Below are 15,661 nucleotides of genomic sequence, written 5' to 3'. Positions count from 1 at the left end.
ATCAACCTCCTTCATATTTTTTGTAACTATTCGCTACATGGAGTACAATAACCTTTATTAAACTGAAAATTCAGATATTTAAAAAGAAAAGCTCTCACTCATGTGAAAGCTTTTCTAAATGTTTAGCGATATCTACATACATATCGGAATATGTTGTATGTACATCACTGCTTGGGGCAGCATTAGATGAAAAATGGACAATGACCATATTTGTTTTTGGATCGATATAAAGGCGTTGCCCATAGCTTCCAAGCACCTCGAAGGCACCATGTTCGTTATGAGGAATCCACCATTGATTATGATACGAAATGGATGTCCCTTGCTCAATTGCTAATTCACCTTTACGTACGCTTTTGATATTTTCTGAAATAGAAGAGGAGAGAACTTGCATACCATGATATTGTCCATTATGTAACAGCAATTCCCCAAACTTTGCCATATCTCTTGCCGTTGCATTTAAACCAGCACTTGCTTGTTCAATTCCAGTTTCATCGGTAACATAATAAGCATTTTGCTCCATACCAATTTTTGACCAAATACGTTCACTTACATTTTCAGCTAAAGTCTTGCCAGTGATTGTTCGTATAATCCATGCGAGTGTTTCAGTAGATCCATTATTATAAGAAAAAGTAGTTCCGGGCGGGGCAGTCTCTTTTGCCTCGCGTAACAAATCATAAATATTCATCGGACCATCATAATTTGAGTGGCGCGGCAGCATATTGCTAGCTAAATACAATTGTGCATCTTGGTTTTCTAGCCCGGGCTGTCTGAATCCATGCGTAGGATATTCAACAGACACTTGCATGTCCATTAACTGCTGAATTGTCGCTTTTCCAAATGGGGTGCCTTGCAATTCTTTCACATATGTTTCGGCAGTCTGGTTTGCATCGATGCGCTTTTCTTCAATAAAAGATTGGATGAGTGCACCGGTAAATACTTTCGCTAAAGATGCCATTCCGTGTGGGGTATTTGGATTGTATCCATTGAAATAGCGTTCGTAAACAAGCTTTCCATTATGCACAACGACAAATGCATCGGTTTTATTTTCATCTAATAATTTTTTTAAAGGAATATCTCGCCCAATTTCTTGTTTTATAGAGAAACGATCTAAATTTTGTAGTGCGATAGGGAAGTGCGTAACGTTGTTTGGGTCATTATGTACTTCATGAATAAGGGCCAATTCTTTCATATTTGTATAGGACCAACGTAAGTATGGGTCTTGTAACCAATTTTCTTTTGTTACCGTATCTTTAGAAGGCGTTATTTTGTTGTGTTTAAAAAAAGCAAATCCAAGTCCTGTTATGATAAATAACAGTGTGAGAATAAGCAATAAGAGGGGAGATTTTTTTACATTCATGGATGTACCTCCTTATCATTTCTATTATAAGTATACGCTTGTTATTTGTGAAATACAAAATAAGGAAAGTAAACAGAGAAGTTTACTTTCCTTATGAATGTTAAGCAGACATTTGTCCGTCTGTACGTTGTCTTTTGAATTTCTGTTTTCTACCATGTAAAACGTAATAAATAAGCAATGTAAAGGCAACGACAATCGCAGCGATGAAATACATATTATGATAACTTGATCTTGCAGCTATAATACCTAAAACGGAAGAACCAATCCCAATACCGCTGTCAAAGAATGAAAAATACGTAGCTGTTGCAGAACCGCGGCGATGATTTGGAGCAGATGAAACGGCGATGGTTTGGAAACTTGGAATCAGTGTTCCGTACCCTAAACCGATTAATATGCCTGCACCAAGGAACCAAAATGATGTTTGTGCTTGACTTAAGATAAACATTCCAACTGTGAAAATAATAATAGAAGGATACACAAGCATATTCTCACCAAAACGGTCAAACATCTTTCCAGTAAATGGACGAGATAGTACAACAACAAGCGCGTATAAAATAAAGAAGTAACTTGCCATTTCTTCTAAACCAAGCTCTTTGGCGTAAATGGGAATAAAGGATAAAATACCACTATATGAAAATGCTAGAATAAAACCTGTTAGAGCAATCGGAATCGATGATGGTTCGATGAGATCTTTCCATTTCATTTTTTCGTGATCTTGTTTCTTTACTGGTTGTTCATGTGGAATCTTTACGAGTAAACCAAGTAAAAATGCAAATAATGAAAATATAGAGCTAATCATAAATAAAACAGTAAATGAGAAGTGCGCAATAATTGTTAAACCTAAAAAAGGACCGATTACCATCGGCAGGCTCATAAATACACCGAAATAGGCAAGTGCTTCACCACGACGATGCGGTGGTGCAACATCTGTTACGATCGTACCTGTTGCTGTCGTTGCCATCCCGAATCCAATTCCATGTAGAAAGCGAAGGGCAAGCAATAAAAAGAAACTTTGTACACCAAAGTACATAACGGTAGCGGCTAAAAATAGAGAAAGAGAAATAAATAATATTTTCTTTCTTCCTAAATCATCAAGCCATTTTCCTGTAAAGGGGCGACATAGTACAGAAGAAATCAGGAAAACGGTTGCGACTAAACCGATTTCTTCTGGTTTTCCTTTCAGACCATCAATGACATAGACCGGTAAAGTGGTCATAAGCATGTAAAATGTTAAAAAGATAAATAGACTACTGAAACAAGTTCCAAGGAAGTCCTTCGTCCAAAGTCTTTTACTCTGCATAATCATCCCTCCAATTTTAATGATTTAGATTTTGAATAATCGTTTGTAATACTTGAAATGTTCGTTGCATCTCTTCTTTACTAATATTCTGCAGTGCTTTTTCTTCGAAAGCAGCAACTTCTTGTTGCCATACTGGAATCATCTCCAGTGCAGTTTCTGATAAGGAAATAAGCTTTTCTCGGCGATCTTTTCCCTCCGTTCGAATAATCCAGCCCATAGATTCCATACGTGTTAATGTACGAGTCATTGTTGGAGATTCAACATTTAAGTATTGACACAGTTCACTTTGTGTGCAAGGGCCTGTTTGATGAATACGGAAAATGACAGCCCACTGCGCACTAAATAAACCTGTAGATGATACACGTTCATTAAATTTCTTCGTAAACTTACGAGATGTTTGACTGACAACATGAAAAAAGTGCTGTTTTTCGTCCATTTATTTAATCCTTTCAAATTAGTTACCTAGCTAACTATATACTTTTTTGTCAAAATTGTCTAGTGATGGACATGTTGTTTTATGTAAAATTTTTGTATAGATTTTATATTGAGAACATATATTCTACATGTTATTCTAAGTTTAAGTTGGAATTTTCTTTCTATTAAAAATGAATGGGGGAACTTGTGATGCCTAAGTCTGCAACAATGGAGTTTGTCTCGTTACCCAATGGGGAAACAATCGCATACCAAGATGTCGGAAGGCAAAATAAAGAAATACTTGTACTCATTCACGGAAATATGACATCCTCGCAGCATTGGGATTTAGTTATAGAACAATTGCAGAATCAATATCATATTTATGCGATTGATTTGAGGGGATTCGGACAATCCACATATCATAGACCAATTGATTCTTTACGAGATTTTGCAGATGATGTGAAGTTATGGATTAATGAACTACAATTAAAAGAGTTTTCATTGATGGGTTGGTCGATGGGAGGAGGAGTTGCAATGGAATTTGTAGCTTCCCATAAAGAGCTGGTTAAGAACCTTATTTTAGTAGAATCTGTTGGCATGAAAGGATATCCAATCTTTAAAAAAGATGTGAATGGGCAACCAATCGTATCTACATTATTAAAAACGAAAGAAGAAATCGCGCAAGACCCTGTTCAAATTGTGCCTGTTTTAGAGGCAATAAAAAAGATGAACAAGCTCTACTACCGAACGTTATGGAATATGTTAATTTATACACATAATCAACCAGATCCAGAGCGCTATGACAAATATTTAGATGATATGTTAACGCAGCGTAATTTCGTTGATGTTAACTATGCTTTAATTACGTTTAATATTTCAGATGAGCATAATGGAGTAGTACCAGGAAATGGGCATATTCATCATGTACAGGTACCAACGCTTGTCTTGCAAGGGGATCGAGATTATGTTGTTCCGCAAGTGGTGGGAGAAGAATTGGCGAAACATCTTCCTCATGCAAAGTTAACGATATTAAAAGATTGTGGGCATTCCCCATTCATTGATTGCTTAGATGAATATATTCAGCACGTAACAAATTGGTTAAATGGTAAATAAGTTCTTCCAGAAGATACAAATGATACATATACTGTAGTATTTGTATCAAAGGAGGAATAAAAATATGATCCCGTTTAGAATGCATGAACCTTCTCTTATATTTCAATCTCCTTATGATGGGCATTCGTATAAAAAAGTGCTGATTCATCCGACGTATATGCAAGTGGTTGAACCACCGTTCTTCCCATATTTGTCAAGTTACGTTCCTTCATTTGTTCCAGCATATCCTGTTCTATACGGTTCGGTAGTATATACAAGTCCTTTTTATAAACATTTTCCTCATATTATAAAGGCAAAAGTGTGGGATGGGTAAGAAGTGAGAAGAGACATCTTCTTGCTTCTTTTTTCTTGTTCGATTTGTACACGTTGTTGTGAAAACAGTTTATAATAAGCTTTGGTGAGTATGAAAAGGGGGAGGGAAGAGAATGTCAATGCGCTTTACATTTTGGATTATGGTGGGGATTGTTGCAATTTCTGGTTTGTCACAAGGGATGTTATTGCCAGCTATCGCAATGATTTTTGAACAAGAGGGAATTCGTTCTAGTTTTAATGGCCTTCATGCAACCGCATTATATATCGGAATTTTATTTATTTCACCATGGCTTGAAAAACCAATGCAACGATTTGGAATGAAACCGGTGATTGTAATAGGTGGATTTCTCGTTATTATTTCATTATTCTTTTTTACCCAAATATTTTCATTTTGGGCCTGGTTTATTCTTCGTTTTTTCGTTGGGGTAGGAGATCATATGCTTCATGTTGGAACGCAAACATGGATTACGACAACTGCGGATCGAAATAAAATCGGAAAACAAGTGTCTATATATGGAGTCTTTTTCGGGATTGGATTTGCAGTAGGTCCGTATTTAGCTAGCACTGTCCAATATGGACTCGCAACGCCATTTATTGTATCAACAATTCTTTGTTTAATCGGGTGGTTACTATTGCTTCCGACAAAAAATGCATTTCCAATACAAGAAGAAAATGGAAAGGATGGTGGGACATCTTTCTCACGTTATAAACAAGTCATTCTTTTCGCATGGATTGCATTAATAGGCCCATTAGCATACGGCGTGTTAGAAGCCATGCTAAATAGCAACTTACCAGTATATGCACTTCGAAAAGGATGGTCTGTATCCGATGTATCGTTCTTATTACCTGCATTTGCAGTCGGAGGGATTATTACACAAATACCACTTGGTATATTAAGTGATAAATATGGAAGAGATCGAATTTTAACGTGGACCTTCAGTGTGAGTACAATCATTTTCTTAATTGCGGCTCTATTTGATGAGTATTATTGGATTGTATTTGGGTGTATGCTTCTAGTTGGGATGGTAATTGGCTCGTGTTTCTCATTAGGGCTTGGATTTATGACGGATTTATTACCGAGACATTTGCTGCCCGCTGGGAATATATTATCGGGAATTTCCTTTAGTATAGGAAGTATTTTAGGACCTGTATTAGGAGGCGTATTTATTGAAAGAATACAGTATACAAGCTTTTTTATAGCCGTTATGCTGATAATGGCAGTCATTGCACTTTTATATATCGCATATATGAAAAATCAATTTGCATCAAGAAAAATAGAAAGTAGGTTAGGACATGACAAAACAACCTAAAAAGAAGAAATTTGAAGTACAAGAAAATGAAACAATTACAGACTGTTTAGCGCGTATGGAACAAGAAGGATATGCGCCATCACGCCGCATGGAAGAACCGATCTTTCATGAAGTAAAGAAAGATGGGAAAATAGTTGTAGAACCATGCGGAAGAAGAATTGTATTTGAGGGAAAGTTGAAATAAAGAGAAGGATTGTGGAAGTGTATAAAACTTTACAAGTCCAGTTTTTTTTCGAAGTGAGAGATCACTTCGATTTTTTTCGTTATCACCTCATTTATAAGGATGACTCTTGCATTCCATTTAGCAGAACGGAACACAATACAAGCATTCTATTTTAATAGATGGTGAAATAGCTATTATTTTTTGATAGAATATCCATATGAAATTACTTATATAAGAAAAATTTCGAAAATAATTACAAGATGGACTATATGTAAAATATCGAAAAGACAATCATTTTATAAAGGAGGAAAAACATGGGGGAGCATTTGATAGATTCCATTGGTAACTTTCTTCATATTTCATATACAGATAGTGAAAGAAAGCGGGATAATTACGATAAACTACATGGATATTTAAAAGCGAAAGAAAGTAAACTGAGAACTTTAATCGAGGAAGCGGAATCAGCAAAGCGTAGTTACGAGGAAAGCAGTCATGGATTGCCACAAGATAAAATTCCTGCCCGTGAATTTGAAGCGGCTCGGCACAAGAAAGATTCGGAATTAACCGAGATGGTCAACTATTTTCGTCAAATGCTAGGAGACGTTACGTCTGCTAAAAATAAAGCGTATTACAAGTGGGAGGAATATAAAGCAAAAGCAGATGCGGAAAATAAAGCTGAAGCTGAAGCAGCGGCTAATGCGCTGAAAAATTTAATCGGAAAATAAGCGAAGATAAAGAAGTATGGAGTACGATGGGGGGATAGAAATGTACAGTAAAGAAATTGAAATTTATGGAAGTGAAGCGTTAAATGCTCTTTCTTATGCTGAGCAAATTGAACAAGGAGTAAAAGATTCACTCCAGCAAGCAAGGGAATTACAAGCATACGTCATAAGTTCACATTGGAATGGAAAAACACGTAATGCTTTTTTAAGCTATTTAGAATTATTAATTCAATTTAATACAAAAATGGCAGAAGCACTTGAAGGACATACGAAAGCATTAAAAGAGCTTGATGAACACATTCAATCCTTTACAAATCATCCTGAAGTTAAAGAGATAAAGAAACTGTAAAATAGAACTGGGGGAATGAGGGAATGGTACATACAATTGAAAGTTTTACCCCTGGTGAACTTTATGTATTAGCTGGCGCCGCTGGCATTACATATTTATTTGGTTTACCAGAGCGCGAAAAACTTACTTTAGCAGATCCAGATTGTGTAACAACAGCGACAGAAAAGTTGAAAGCGAAGAGATTCATTACAGAGGAGAATGGTCTCACACCAGCGGCCTTCCAACTCATTGAATTATTAAAAGCGTATCAAGAAAGTAACGAGTACACGCGGTTTAATAACCTTTTAATCGGATTTCTGCCGCAAGATCAAGATAGAGTAGCCGTATTGACGGAACGAAAACAAAATGAGGAATACGAAATTGATTACATAGCGAAGCGCGATGTCTATTTTTCGTTATTACAACGTGTCCCATTTTTAATGCGAGAACCGAGAGAAATAGAGCATACTTTTTTAACGAATAAAATGACAGAAGAAAAGCAGCGGTTCTTTGAAGAAATGGATTTGTCCAAAAAAGATGTATTGGCTGTTGAAACATTTTCTCGTCCGCGGGATTGGCGACTAGGCAACAAGGGAAAATGGGAATGCTTCTTGTACTTTACGGAGGGAGAAAATTTCATTCAAATTGATATCGAACGTAAGCAGTATGAGTGGGCGAGTCTATATGCTGTGAACAAGAAGTTATACGACAGCTTGAAAATGCCGTATAAAAAGTTAATTGATCCAAGACAATTCTCATTAGGAGGAATGCGTTAATGGAAGTATCTATGGGTGGTGGAAGTACAGGAGGAGCAGGTGGTAATTCAGAAGTATTAGTAAATTTTTCTGAAATGGTTACAATCGCGATGCGCCTTGAAACAATTTATAATTTGTATGCGAATGGTGTACAGCAAAGTATTAATAAACTAGCACAGTCCCATTTCTATCAAAAAGGCGAGGCAACAAAAGTTACCGATCATTATAAAGACATATTAGAAAAAACAATGGAATTGGCGGATAACTATAAACAAGCTGCAATGGTTGTGAACTATACACTTGAAGAAATGATAAAAAAAGACGAGGAATTACAAAAAATATTAGAAGTTCTTGAATAATCTGGATACGGAAGTAGGGGATGGAAAAGAGATGGATGTGCATTATAGGTCAAAGCATTGGCAACAAATGAAAGATGGGATCAATGAGATTACAAAAGATGCAATCACGAACTTACGGCAAGCAGATGAACTTTTAGAGGATATACAAGAGAGAATACAAGACTTAGATTCAGATAGATGTATTGATTTCTATCATAGAAAACAAGAAAAGAAAATAAATACATTACTTGAGGATTATACAACGCTGCAAAACTATTGTGATAAAGCGGGACAGATTGTATATGAACATATAGATGAACCGTTCTATAAAAAGATGGATGAATTTGCTCAAACAATGAGAGACATATCCATTCGAGACTTTCAAACAGAAAATCGAGTGGGTGCCACAACGACAACAACATTACCAAGTAGCCATGCATACGGGGTTCCGCAAACCATTACGACAAAAAAAGAAAAAATAACAGTAGATGATATTTTCAAAGATTCACTGGCCTTTGATCACGTACTTCGCGCGCAGTATAAAGAAGTCAAAAAGCAAAATCCAGATGCGAAACTAAACTACAAAGAATATCGTCAACTAGTCCCATCTATGCGAGGATTCGAGTATACCTCTATAGAAGACGAACAGAAAAAATTAGAAGCATGGCGTGATGTAGCAATCAGCGGAGCACTCATCATCACGACAATCTTCTGTCCGCCGCTCGGAATCGCAGCTTCAGTGGTATACGGTGGTCTACAAGTAAAAAGTGCCATCGAAGGGGAGGATTGGGGAACGCGCCGAAAACTAAGCAAAGAAGAACAAGTAGAAGCTGGCTTCTTCGGAGCACTTGACCTTGTCCCAGGACTCGGTTCAGCAACAAAAGCATTCAAAGGAACACTCGACCTTGGATCCCTGGCAAAACTCACAAAATGGAAAGAGGGAATCGCTGACTTCCATCCAAATATGGGGAAAAATGTGGTACAATCGTTAAAGGAGAATGAGACGTTAAAGAGTGCATTACATACATGGAAAAAAACGAAGGTCCCCGTAGCAATCAGGTCAGCAGACACTGGAATGGGAATAAAAATTCCTCATATAGAACATGCAACTGTTGGAGAAATAGCAGAAAACTTTGCAAGAGTGCGAGCAACCGCTAAAGAGGATGCTTATCAACTTGCGAAGGGGAATGGTGGTTCGGGAGTTAAGGGTACGGGTAACACTAGTAAGGCTGCTGATGATGTAGTTAAAGATGGTAGTCACTTTTTAGATGAATTTAAATTGAAACCTAATGTGAAATATGAAACGAATGGATATCTGTATCAAACGGATGAACTAGGAAGAATTGAGAGAGCTTCTGGAGAATTAACGTTAGAGATGGGAGAACGTAATAGTAAGCATCAGTTAGCTGCTGGGGGGGGAAAATAGAGTTAAAGCTCCTAGTACTCAAGGAGATCATGGTGGACATTTAATCGGTACGCAATTTAATGGATCTCCACTAATTGATAATATAGTTGCAATGAATGGTAATGTTAATGTAAGTGCTTATAAAAAATTGGAATCTGCTTGGGCAAAAGCTTTAAGAGATGAGCGGAAAGTTATAGTTGATATTAGACCTGTATATGAAGGGAATTCTGTAAGGCCTGTTAGCTTTAACATAAAATATAGAATTGATGGAGAAAAATTTAAAGCCAGTTTGAAAAATGTATATGGAGGAAAGTAAATGAATACAGAGAACTTGGAAAGTATTTATCAAAAAGTAGCTATACAGTTAAACAATATTATTCCAGAACCATGGGAAAAAGTAATGGTATATTCAGAAGTTGATGAATATAGTGATTCGACGGTATTTTTCTACTATCCAAAAAATAAGCAGGAACCAATATACAGTTTAGATATTGAAGATATGGAAGGAATTGATGAAGATGAGATTGATCATCAATTAAATAATCTTGACAGCATCTTTAGAGAATTATGGGAAGAATTTAAAAGAAATAAGCAGGAACCTTGGACTAATTTAACATTTGAGTTATATTCTACTGGTAAGTTTGATATTGAGTTTGATTATACTATATTAGAGGAAGAAAATAATTATAATCATTATGAGAGATTAATTATATGGAAGTATAAGAATTTGGGTATTTTCCCTGATGAAAAAAGAGAAAGTGATGTGAAATTAATTAGAGAATATATTAATACACAAAAATGATCTCTACTAGGGTTATAGATATAAGGTGTTTGAAAATACATACTCCATGATGGTTGTACCATCATAGAGTATTATGTGCAATGATAGAATAGAAAAAGAAGTACGAGCTTAGGCGAGATGACATTTTACTGGGCGATGAATATAAACACATGGAATGTATATTAAATTAACGAACTCGTACAAACTCGTAAGTTTTAACGTAGTAGTTGTTATGACGTATAAAAGGTGTCATACTGTTACTACAAAACTTACAAATTTATGCTGCTTAAAAACAAATGAACTTAAAGCGCTTGATTGACTACTTGAGGCAACAAGTGCTTTTTTTGTTTTAGCGTAGAAATAATGTGGTACAATCGCTTAAGGAAAATAAGACTTTAAAGAATGCACTAGATGCTATGAAAAATACTCCTATTTCAGTAGCAGTTAGGATGGTGGATACTGGAATAGGAGTGAAGCTTCCTTATATAGAATCTTCAACTGTTGGAGAAGTAGCTGGAAAGTTTTCAAAGGCAAGTACGATAGCTAAGGATGACGCTTATCAACTTGCTAAGGGTACAGGTAATAGAGAGGCTGAAGTTCCACCTGCTTTTAGACAAACTGATTTTGCTAGTTCTTATGAGGCAAGGCTTAATCAGACACCTGCATTAGAGAATCCAAAGGTTGAATTTGAGGGAATACGGGGTGAATCTAAGTGCATACTTAAGCCACCACCAGACCGTCAATTAAAACAAATTTTAGATGAAGTTGGGATTGAGGGTATTCAATATAAAAATGCAGTTCCTGACTTTTCACCAACTGCAAAGGCACAAGTTGAAATCAACTATATGCTTGGAGGAAAAGGAACTTATGGAGGGAAAGCCAGACGAGCTAATTTTGTTCAATCAGACCAAAAATTAGCTGACCAGATTAATGGTTCACCTGAATTAGCAAGTCAATTTGGGATGGAATCTGGTAAAATCAGTGCAAGAGATATAAAAAAATATCGAGAAAAAAATAAATTAACATGGCATGAATTAAATGATGTTAAAACAATGCAACTCGTGCCAACAAAAATAAATAGTGAATTCGAACACTTTGGTGGTGTAGGGGAAATAAACGCAGGAGCTTTTAAACCTGGAGGGTTTGCTAATAAATAAAAAGAGGAGATTTTAAAATGACTATAAACGATCCGATTTTTGGTGAACTTGAGTATGAGTATGGTTGGACTAAGGATACCATTATTCGTTTTTTTGGAAAAGAATCTGAGATATCTTTGATGATAGATGGTGAAGAAGATGGGGAGTTTGATGAAGAGCAGTATATGGCATATCAAGCATTAATGCAGAATTGGGAGGATTTACAGCCAAGTTTATTGCAATCAATATTAGACTATTACAAACAAAAGCGACATGAACTAGGTTATGATATTGGATTAAATGAAAATTATCCATTAATTGAAACACCTGATCAAATACTAGAAATGATAACTTTAGATGGAATTGTTGTTCCATATGCGGATATTTTTGAAGGGCGAGATATTGGAATTACATTTAACTGTACATGGGATATAGAAAATGGATTAGGGCTTCGTCTATTAAATGAAAAAATAATTGAAGTAGGTTATCAGGATGTTGCAATTTAAAACAGGCTGTTAAAAAGTAAAGACTTATGATGGTTGTACCGTCATGGAGTACTGTGTGCAATGATAGAATAGAAAATAAAGTACGAGCTTAGGCGAGATGACATTTTACTGTGCGACGAATATAAAGACATGGAATGTACATAAAACTAACGAACTCGTACAAACTCGTAAGTTTTAACGTAGTAGTTGTCATGATATATAAAAGGTGTCATACTGTTACTACAAAACATACAAATTTCTGCTACTTAAAAACATATGAATTTAAAGCACTTGATTGTCAATTAAAGGCAACGAGTGCTTTTTTTGTGTTTTAGCATAGAAATAAGTTGGTATACGCATAATTTTATAAGTGTATTAAGTGTTAAATTTTATAGACTGTAATGGCTTTGTACAGTGTATGACACTATTAGAGAAAAAACGACTAAACAATTTAAGGGTTGTATTATTTTTTGAAGTCATCGTAAAGTACGTTTTAACGGATTTACGTTACGAACACGTTATCCGCAAAATACGGGTAAACGTTACAGGGACTCAAATTACTGTAACGGGAGGGGATTTATGATGGGTATAGTTTAGCGTATCAAGTAGAAGAGATTGAACGTTACTGTAACGAAAATAATTTAGAACTACTTCGTGTGTATGAAGATAGAGGATTAAGCGGAGCGACTGTTGATGAAGAGGGATTAACAGTTGAACGTGATGAACTACAAGAGCTATTGTCGGATATGGCGAAAGTATTGATACAACGAGAACTAAAGAAACATGAAGTAGATGTGAAGGCAATTGAACAATCAAGCTATAATATTTACACATATGATCCAAATGACTTTTTAGTAAATGGTATGTTAGAGCTATTAGATCAATATCAACGTCTTGAGATTGCATGAAAGCTAAGTAGAGGCAGAAAGAAGAAAGTGGAACACGGTGGATATGCAGGGGGGCGGTGTGATGTTTGGTTATAGAGTAAAGAAGGGACAGAAAGTGTTAGAAGTAGATGCTAATAAAGCAATTATTGTACGCAGACTATTTGAATTAAGACGCTTTTGTAGGCACTGGTCGTTAGCTCAATTGGCAGAACGACTGAATAGGGAAGGCTATCGTACAGAGAAAGGGAAGCGGTTTACGAAAGTACAAGTGAAACGCATGTTAAATAGAGAGAACTTTTATCGAGGGGTGTATACATACGGGCAAATACAAACAAATGGGAAACATCCGGCAATTATATAACAGTCGTACTTAAAAAAATCGCTCATTTTACTATACATACTTTAAGATCTGAGCAATAGCGAATCGAACGTTCTGATATTTTTACCACATTTTCATTCTTTTCTAGTTGTTTCCGTTGTTGATCATGAAAAATCATTTTACTCATGTTTTGTACCGCACTTATATCGTTGTATTCATTATAACGAGGTTTGCTTATAAACATACACAAAAAAAACGAATCATGGACTTTTTTAAGTGTCCATGATTCGGGGTACAGTTCATTAGTAGAATAATGACCACTTATTTTTTAGCTTCAAAAAAATAAACAAACGGTTTTTCTTTATTTTTTTCTTTCACTATAACAGCTTCATCTTGTTGTTCGGATTTTATTGTAACTTGAATTTTAGCATCTTTAGGTAACTTTTCTAACATACTTTCAGAAACGACTTGTGTATAAGCAAGTAATTCTGATTTACCATTAAATTTAATTACAGTATCTAAAGTGAGCGTATCTAATTTCTCATTATTATAAGTTACAACAGCTTTAACAGGATAATAATCTTTTTTATAGAATTCACTTATGGCATCCTTAAATTCATCTAATTTTTTCTTATCGGTATCATGTGCTTTTTGAAACTCATCAGAAGGATAAATAAACTTTTGTTCGTGCATACTAGTCCATTGTGATATATTTTTTTCATTTTGTTGTACGGTTGTACTAGAAATAAACACACCTGGTTTTATAGATGTTGTTGGTTCTTGTTTGAATACAGCAAATGTGATAGGAACATTTTTGAAATTTTTATTACTATGAATAAGCTGTAAAACATGATTTGACATTTCGGTTGCTTTGGTCATAGCCTCCTCATTTGAATGATCAGCAGTCATAGCTAAACCTATTATGATGCCTGCTAAACTTAATTCTCCTGCATCTTTTCTTGTAAAATAATCATGCTCTATAATGTTAGATACATATGGAACTTCTTGCTTTTTAAGTAATTCATGTATCTTTTTTTGAGAAATAAATTCCCCTCTTTGTAGATAATGAGTTTCTCTATTGAATTGTTTCGATGCAATATGAAATAAACCTTCTTCAAAGGCAGTTACATCTAACTTGGAATTCGTAGCCTGGTTGATTTCTCCGCCTAAAATCTGTTCATTCAAAGGAATAACAGTTTTGAAGTAATTGTCAGAAACATTATACTTTGGAATGATTTTTTTTTCTTGATGCTTTTCAGTTACTACCTCTTCTTTTTTTGTACTTATACTACATCCGCCTATTGATAAGCTCAAAGAGACTAATAGTATTGGTAAAAATCTTTTCTGCATATTTTATAACCACCTTCAAAAATGTAACACTTTCTATATTATAAACTAAAATCTTAATGAAAGGATTAGAAAAAACAAATATTATTTCGTAAAGCTGATGTGAATATTTGAGGTTGTATAAATGAAGTAGTAAGAATCATATCATCATTTTAAAATGACATAGAGGAGGCAGGGGAGGAGATACATGAAGTATATACATATAAAACATGGTAACAAAATCATTAAAGTTAAAGGTATAGTCACTCGGAATGACGAAAACGATCTTTATAAGTTAAGTAAGGAGAAAGAAAAAACCCTGTAAAGGGAACAGGGTTTTACAAAGATTTTTCAGTTAAGGGAACATATGACCTGGCAATGATATTATATCATGTGTCAGTATTATAGACTTGGAGATGTTTTGTCAATTTTAAGAACAAAAAGAATCGTTGCGGGATTTATTGGTTTTTATAGTTCTAAAGAGTTGAAATTAAGACCAAATCCAGCGGTCATCCTGTACATTTGATGTTTTCGTTTCATTGATTTTTTCCATATTTACTTCGTCCGTTTCAAACTGATCACTTCTGAACCATTCCATGATGTTTTTTACTTTTACTGTATCGCCAACGTTAAATTTATTATTCGATGTTAAGGAAACATGTACTGTCAAAGGTTTTCCTTCCTTGTTTGGGTATGTAACTACTACAAAATCTTGTGATTTATTTATATCATAAAGGAAGTTATAGTGTTTTGTAATTGTACCAATTATATATGCTGGTGTGCCTTGTTGATCGTAATGAATTCCTGGAGTGAATGAATCATCTTTGTTCACTTTTTCCACTGCGTTTGCTCTCATATATGTAGCCATATTTCTCCATAGTGTACCAGTTGCTTTTACTGTATCACCTACTTTAAATGTATGAGTCGGGTTGTCCAGTATAATTTGAATCATATAATCCATATGGTCATTATATTCTTTAGACTGAATATAAATTGTACCATCTACTACGTCGACAATTTGCCCTTGAATTGTATCCAATTCAACAGAAGCTGCACTAGCTTTTGGAATTTCTAAACTTGATACATTTACACCTGCAAGTGTTGTAAGTCCTAATGCACTAGCTAAAATCACTTTTTTAATATTCATTTTATAACCTCTCTATTCGTGTTGTATGTGAAGGTGGTTATGTATTTTCACCAACCTGTAATC

Annotated in this window: 18 protein-coding genes and 1 pseudogene; 14 read left to right on the top strand and 5 right to left on the bottom strand. The window is 35.1% G+C overall.

The window, feature by feature from the left end:
• Positions 1-94 precede the first annotated feature (94 nt).
• The 3 genes from BCER98_RS10755 to BCER98_RS10745 all read right to left on the bottom strand — a co-directional run bounded on the left by BCER98_RS10755 (position 95) and on the right by BCER98_RS10745 (position 3,093).
• A complete protein-coding gene (locus BCER98_RS10755) occupies positions 95-1,357 on the bottom strand; it encodes a serine hydrolase domain-containing protein (protein WP_012094564.1) in 1,263 nt (420 codons plus the stop codon).
• 100 nt (positions 1,358-1,457) lie between these two features.
• The gene (locus BCER98_RS10750; RefSeq protein WP_012094563.1) at positions 1,458-2,657 is read right to left on the bottom strand and encodes an MFS transporter; all 1,200 of its coding nucleotides are present in this window, start codon (positions 2,655-2,657) and stop codon (positions 1,458-1,460) included.
• Between the two features lie 16 nt (positions 2,658-2,673).
• On the bottom strand, positions 2,674-3,093 hold the full coding sequence (locus BCER98_RS10745) for a MarR family winged helix-turn-helix transcriptional regulator (protein WP_012094562.1): 420 nt from the start codon (positions 3,091-3,093) through the stop codon (positions 2,674-2,676).
• A gap of 173 nt (positions 3,094-3,266) precedes the next feature.
• Here BCER98_RS10745 and phaZ point away from each other — a divergent pair, with 173 nt between their 5' ends.
• The 14 genes and pseudogenes from phaZ (at position 3,267) to BCER98_RS21840 (ending at position 13,167) form a co-directional block, all read left to right on the top strand.
• Positions 3,267-4,184 carry an intracellular short-chain-length polyhydroxyalkanoate depolymerase gene (gene phaZ, locus BCER98_RS10740; RefSeq protein ID WP_176371939.1) on the top strand — a complete coding sequence of 306 codons (918 nt, stop codon included), beginning with the start codon at positions 3,267-3,269 and terminating at the stop codon, positions 4,182-4,184.
• A gap of 64 nt (positions 4,185-4,248) precedes the next feature.
• Positions 4,249-4,497: a hypothetical protein gene (locus tag BCER98_RS10735; RefSeq protein ID WP_048724398.1), complete on the top strand. Its 249-nt coding sequence runs from the start codon at positions 4,249-4,251 to the stop codon at positions 4,495-4,497.
• Positions 4,498-4,609: 112 nt separating this feature from the next.
• On the top strand, positions 4,610-5,806 hold the full coding sequence (locus BCER98_RS10730) for an MFS transporter (RefSeq protein ID WP_012094559.1): 1,197 nt from the start codon (positions 4,610-4,612) through the stop codon (positions 5,804-5,806).
• On the top strand, positions 5,790-5,990 hold the full coding sequence (locus BCER98_RS10725) for an NETI motif-containing protein (protein ID WP_012094558.1): 201 nt from the start codon (positions 5,790-5,792) through the stop codon (positions 5,988-5,990). The genes BCER98_RS10730 and BCER98_RS10725 overlap by 17 nt, the downstream gene beginning before the upstream one ends.
• A gap of 293 nt (positions 5,991-6,283) precedes the next feature.
• On the top strand, positions 6,284-6,694 hold the full coding sequence (locus tag BCER98_RS10720) for a hypothetical protein (protein ID WP_012094557.1): 411 nt from the start codon (positions 6,284-6,286) through the stop codon (positions 6,692-6,694).
• 40 nt (positions 6,695-6,734) lie between these two features.
• Positions 6,735-7,040 (top strand): WXG100 family type VII secretion target, encoded by a 306-nt coding sequence (locus tag BCER98_RS10715; protein ID WP_012094556.1) that lies wholly within the window; start codon positions 6,735-6,737, stop codon positions 7,038-7,040.
• A 23-nt stretch (positions 7,041-7,063) separates the two neighbouring features.
• Complete coding sequence (locus tag BCER98_RS10710; RefSeq protein WP_012094555.1) at positions 7,064-7,795, top strand: DUF5081 family protein; 732 nt, start codon at positions 7,064-7,066, stop codon at positions 7,793-7,795.
• Complete coding sequence (locus tag BCER98_RS10705) at positions 7,795-8,133, top strand: hypothetical protein (protein WP_012094554.1); 339 nt, start codon at positions 7,795-7,797, stop codon at positions 8,131-8,133. Before BCER98_RS10710 ends, BCER98_RS10705 begins: the two co-directional genes overlap by 1 nt.
• Before the next feature lie 31 nt (positions 8,134-8,164).
• Entirely contained in the window at positions 8,165-9,538 is a 1,374-nt protein-coding gene (locus BCER98_RS10700; protein ID WP_012094553.1) for a DNA/RNA non-specific endonuclease, read from the top strand.
• Positions 9,519-9,833: a DNA/RNA non-specific endonuclease gene (locus BCER98_RS23485; protein ID WP_306464852.1), complete on the top strand. Its 315-nt coding sequence runs from the start codon at positions 9,519-9,521 to the stop codon at positions 9,831-9,833. The genes BCER98_RS10700 and BCER98_RS23485 overlap by 20 nt, the downstream gene beginning before the upstream one ends.
• The gene (locus BCER98_RS10695) at positions 9,834-10,319 is read left to right on the top strand and encodes an immunity protein YezG family protein (protein ID WP_012094551.1); all 486 of its coding nucleotides are present in this window, start codon (positions 9,834-9,836) and stop codon (positions 10,317-10,319) included.
• A gap of 518 nt (positions 10,320-10,837) precedes the next feature.
• Positions 10,838-11,455, top strand: coding sequence for an HNH endonuclease (locus tag BCER98_RS10690; RefSeq protein ID WP_109090162.1), 618 nt, complete (start codon positions 10,838-10,840; stop codon positions 11,453-11,455).
• Between the two features lie 17 nt (positions 11,456-11,472).
• Complete coding sequence (locus BCER98_RS10685; RefSeq protein WP_000154329.1) at positions 11,473-11,940, top strand: DUF6985 domain-containing protein; 468 nt, start codon at positions 11,473-11,475, stop codon at positions 11,938-11,940.
• 554 nt (positions 11,941-12,494) lie between these two features.
• Positions 12,495-13,167 (top strand): annotated as a pseudogene (locus tag BCER98_RS21840) (recombinase family protein).
• Between the two features lie 279 nt (positions 13,168-13,446).
• On the opposite strand, the gene BCER98_RS10675 reads toward BCER98_RS21840, so the two are convergent.
• Both BCER98_RS10675 and BCER98_RS10670 read right to left on the bottom strand, forming a co-directional pair.
• Complete coding sequence (locus BCER98_RS10675) at positions 13,447-14,475, bottom strand: CamS family sex pheromone protein (protein WP_012094546.1); 1,029 nt, start codon at positions 14,473-14,475, stop codon at positions 13,447-13,449.
• Positions 14,476-14,941: 466 nt separating this feature from the next.
• Positions 14,942-15,598 (bottom strand): F0F1 ATP synthase subunit alpha, encoded by a 657-nt coding sequence (locus BCER98_RS10670; RefSeq protein ID WP_012094545.1) that lies wholly within the window; start codon positions 15,596-15,598, stop codon positions 14,942-14,944.
• Positions 15,599-15,661: the final 63 nt, after the last annotated feature.

This window comes from Bacillus cytotoxicus NVH 391-98, from assembly GCF_000017425.1.
In the GTDB taxonomy this organism is placed as follows: domain Bacteria; phylum Bacillota; class Bacilli; order Bacillales; family Bacillaceae_G; genus Bacillus_A; species Bacillus_A cytotoxicus.
This window is presented reverse-complemented; position numbering and strand designations above follow the sequence as displayed.

Excerpts from the sequence above, each read along its gene's own strand:
- BCER98_RS10710 (WP_012094555.1), top strand. The coding sequence starts at position 7,064 with ATGGTACATACAATTGAAAGTTTTACCCCTGGTGAACTTTATGTATTA.
- BCER98_RS10735 (WP_048724398.1), top strand. The coding sequence starts at position 4,249 with ATGATCCCGTTTAGAATGCATGAACCTTCTCTTATATTTCAATCTCCT.
- BCER98_RS10725 (WP_012094558.1), top strand. The coding sequence starts at position 5,790 with ATGACAAAACAACCTAAAAAGAAGAAATTTGAAGTACAAGAAAATGAA.
- phaZ (WP_176371939.1), top strand. The coding sequence starts at position 3,267 with ATGGGGGAACTTGTGATGCCTAAGTCTGCAACAATGGAGTTTGTCTCG.
- BCER98_RS10695 (WP_012094551.1), top strand. The coding sequence starts at position 9,834 with ATGAATACAGAGAACTTGGAAAGTATTTATCAAAAAGTAGCTATACAG.
- BCER98_RS10675 (WP_012094546.1), bottom strand. The coding sequence starts at position 14,475 with ATGCAGAAAAGATTTTTACCAATACTATTAGTCTCTTTGAGCTTATCA.
- BCER98_RS10730 (WP_012094559.1), top strand. The coding sequence starts at position 4,610 with ATGTCAATGCGCTTTACATTTTGGATTATGGTGGGGATTGTTGCAATT.
- BCER98_RS10715 (WP_012094556.1), top strand. The coding sequence starts at position 6,735 with ATGTACAGTAAAGAAATTGAAATTTATGGAAGTGAAGCGTTAAATGCT.
- BCER98_RS10700 (WP_012094553.1), top strand. The coding sequence starts at position 8,165 with ATGGATGTGCATTATAGGTCAAAGCATTGGCAACAAATGAAAGATGGG.
- BCER98_RS10750 (WP_012094563.1), bottom strand. The coding sequence starts at position 2,657 with ATGCAGAGTAAAAGACTTTGGACGAAGGACTTCCTTGGAACTTGTTTC.
- BCER98_RS10685 (WP_000154329.1), top strand. The coding sequence starts at position 11,473 with ATGACTATAAACGATCCGATTTTTGGTGAACTTGAGTATGAGTATGGT.
- BCER98_RS10745 (WP_012094562.1), bottom strand. The coding sequence starts at position 3,093 with ATGGACGAAAAACAGCACTTTTTTCATGTTGTCAGTCAAACATCTCGT.
- BCER98_RS10670 (WP_012094545.1), bottom strand. The coding sequence starts at position 15,598 with ATGAATATTAAAAAAGTGATTTTAGCTAGTGCATTAGGACTTACAACA.
- BCER98_RS10720 (WP_012094557.1), top strand. The coding sequence starts at position 6,284 with ATGGGGGAGCATTTGATAGATTCCATTGGTAACTTTCTTCATATTTCA.
- BCER98_RS10705 (WP_012094554.1), top strand. The coding sequence starts at position 7,795 with ATGGAAGTATCTATGGGTGGTGGAAGTACAGGAGGAGCAGGTGGTAAT.
- BCER98_RS10755 (WP_012094564.1), bottom strand. The coding sequence starts at position 1,357 with ATGAATGTAAAAAAATCTCCCCTCTTATTGCTTATTCTCACACTGTTA.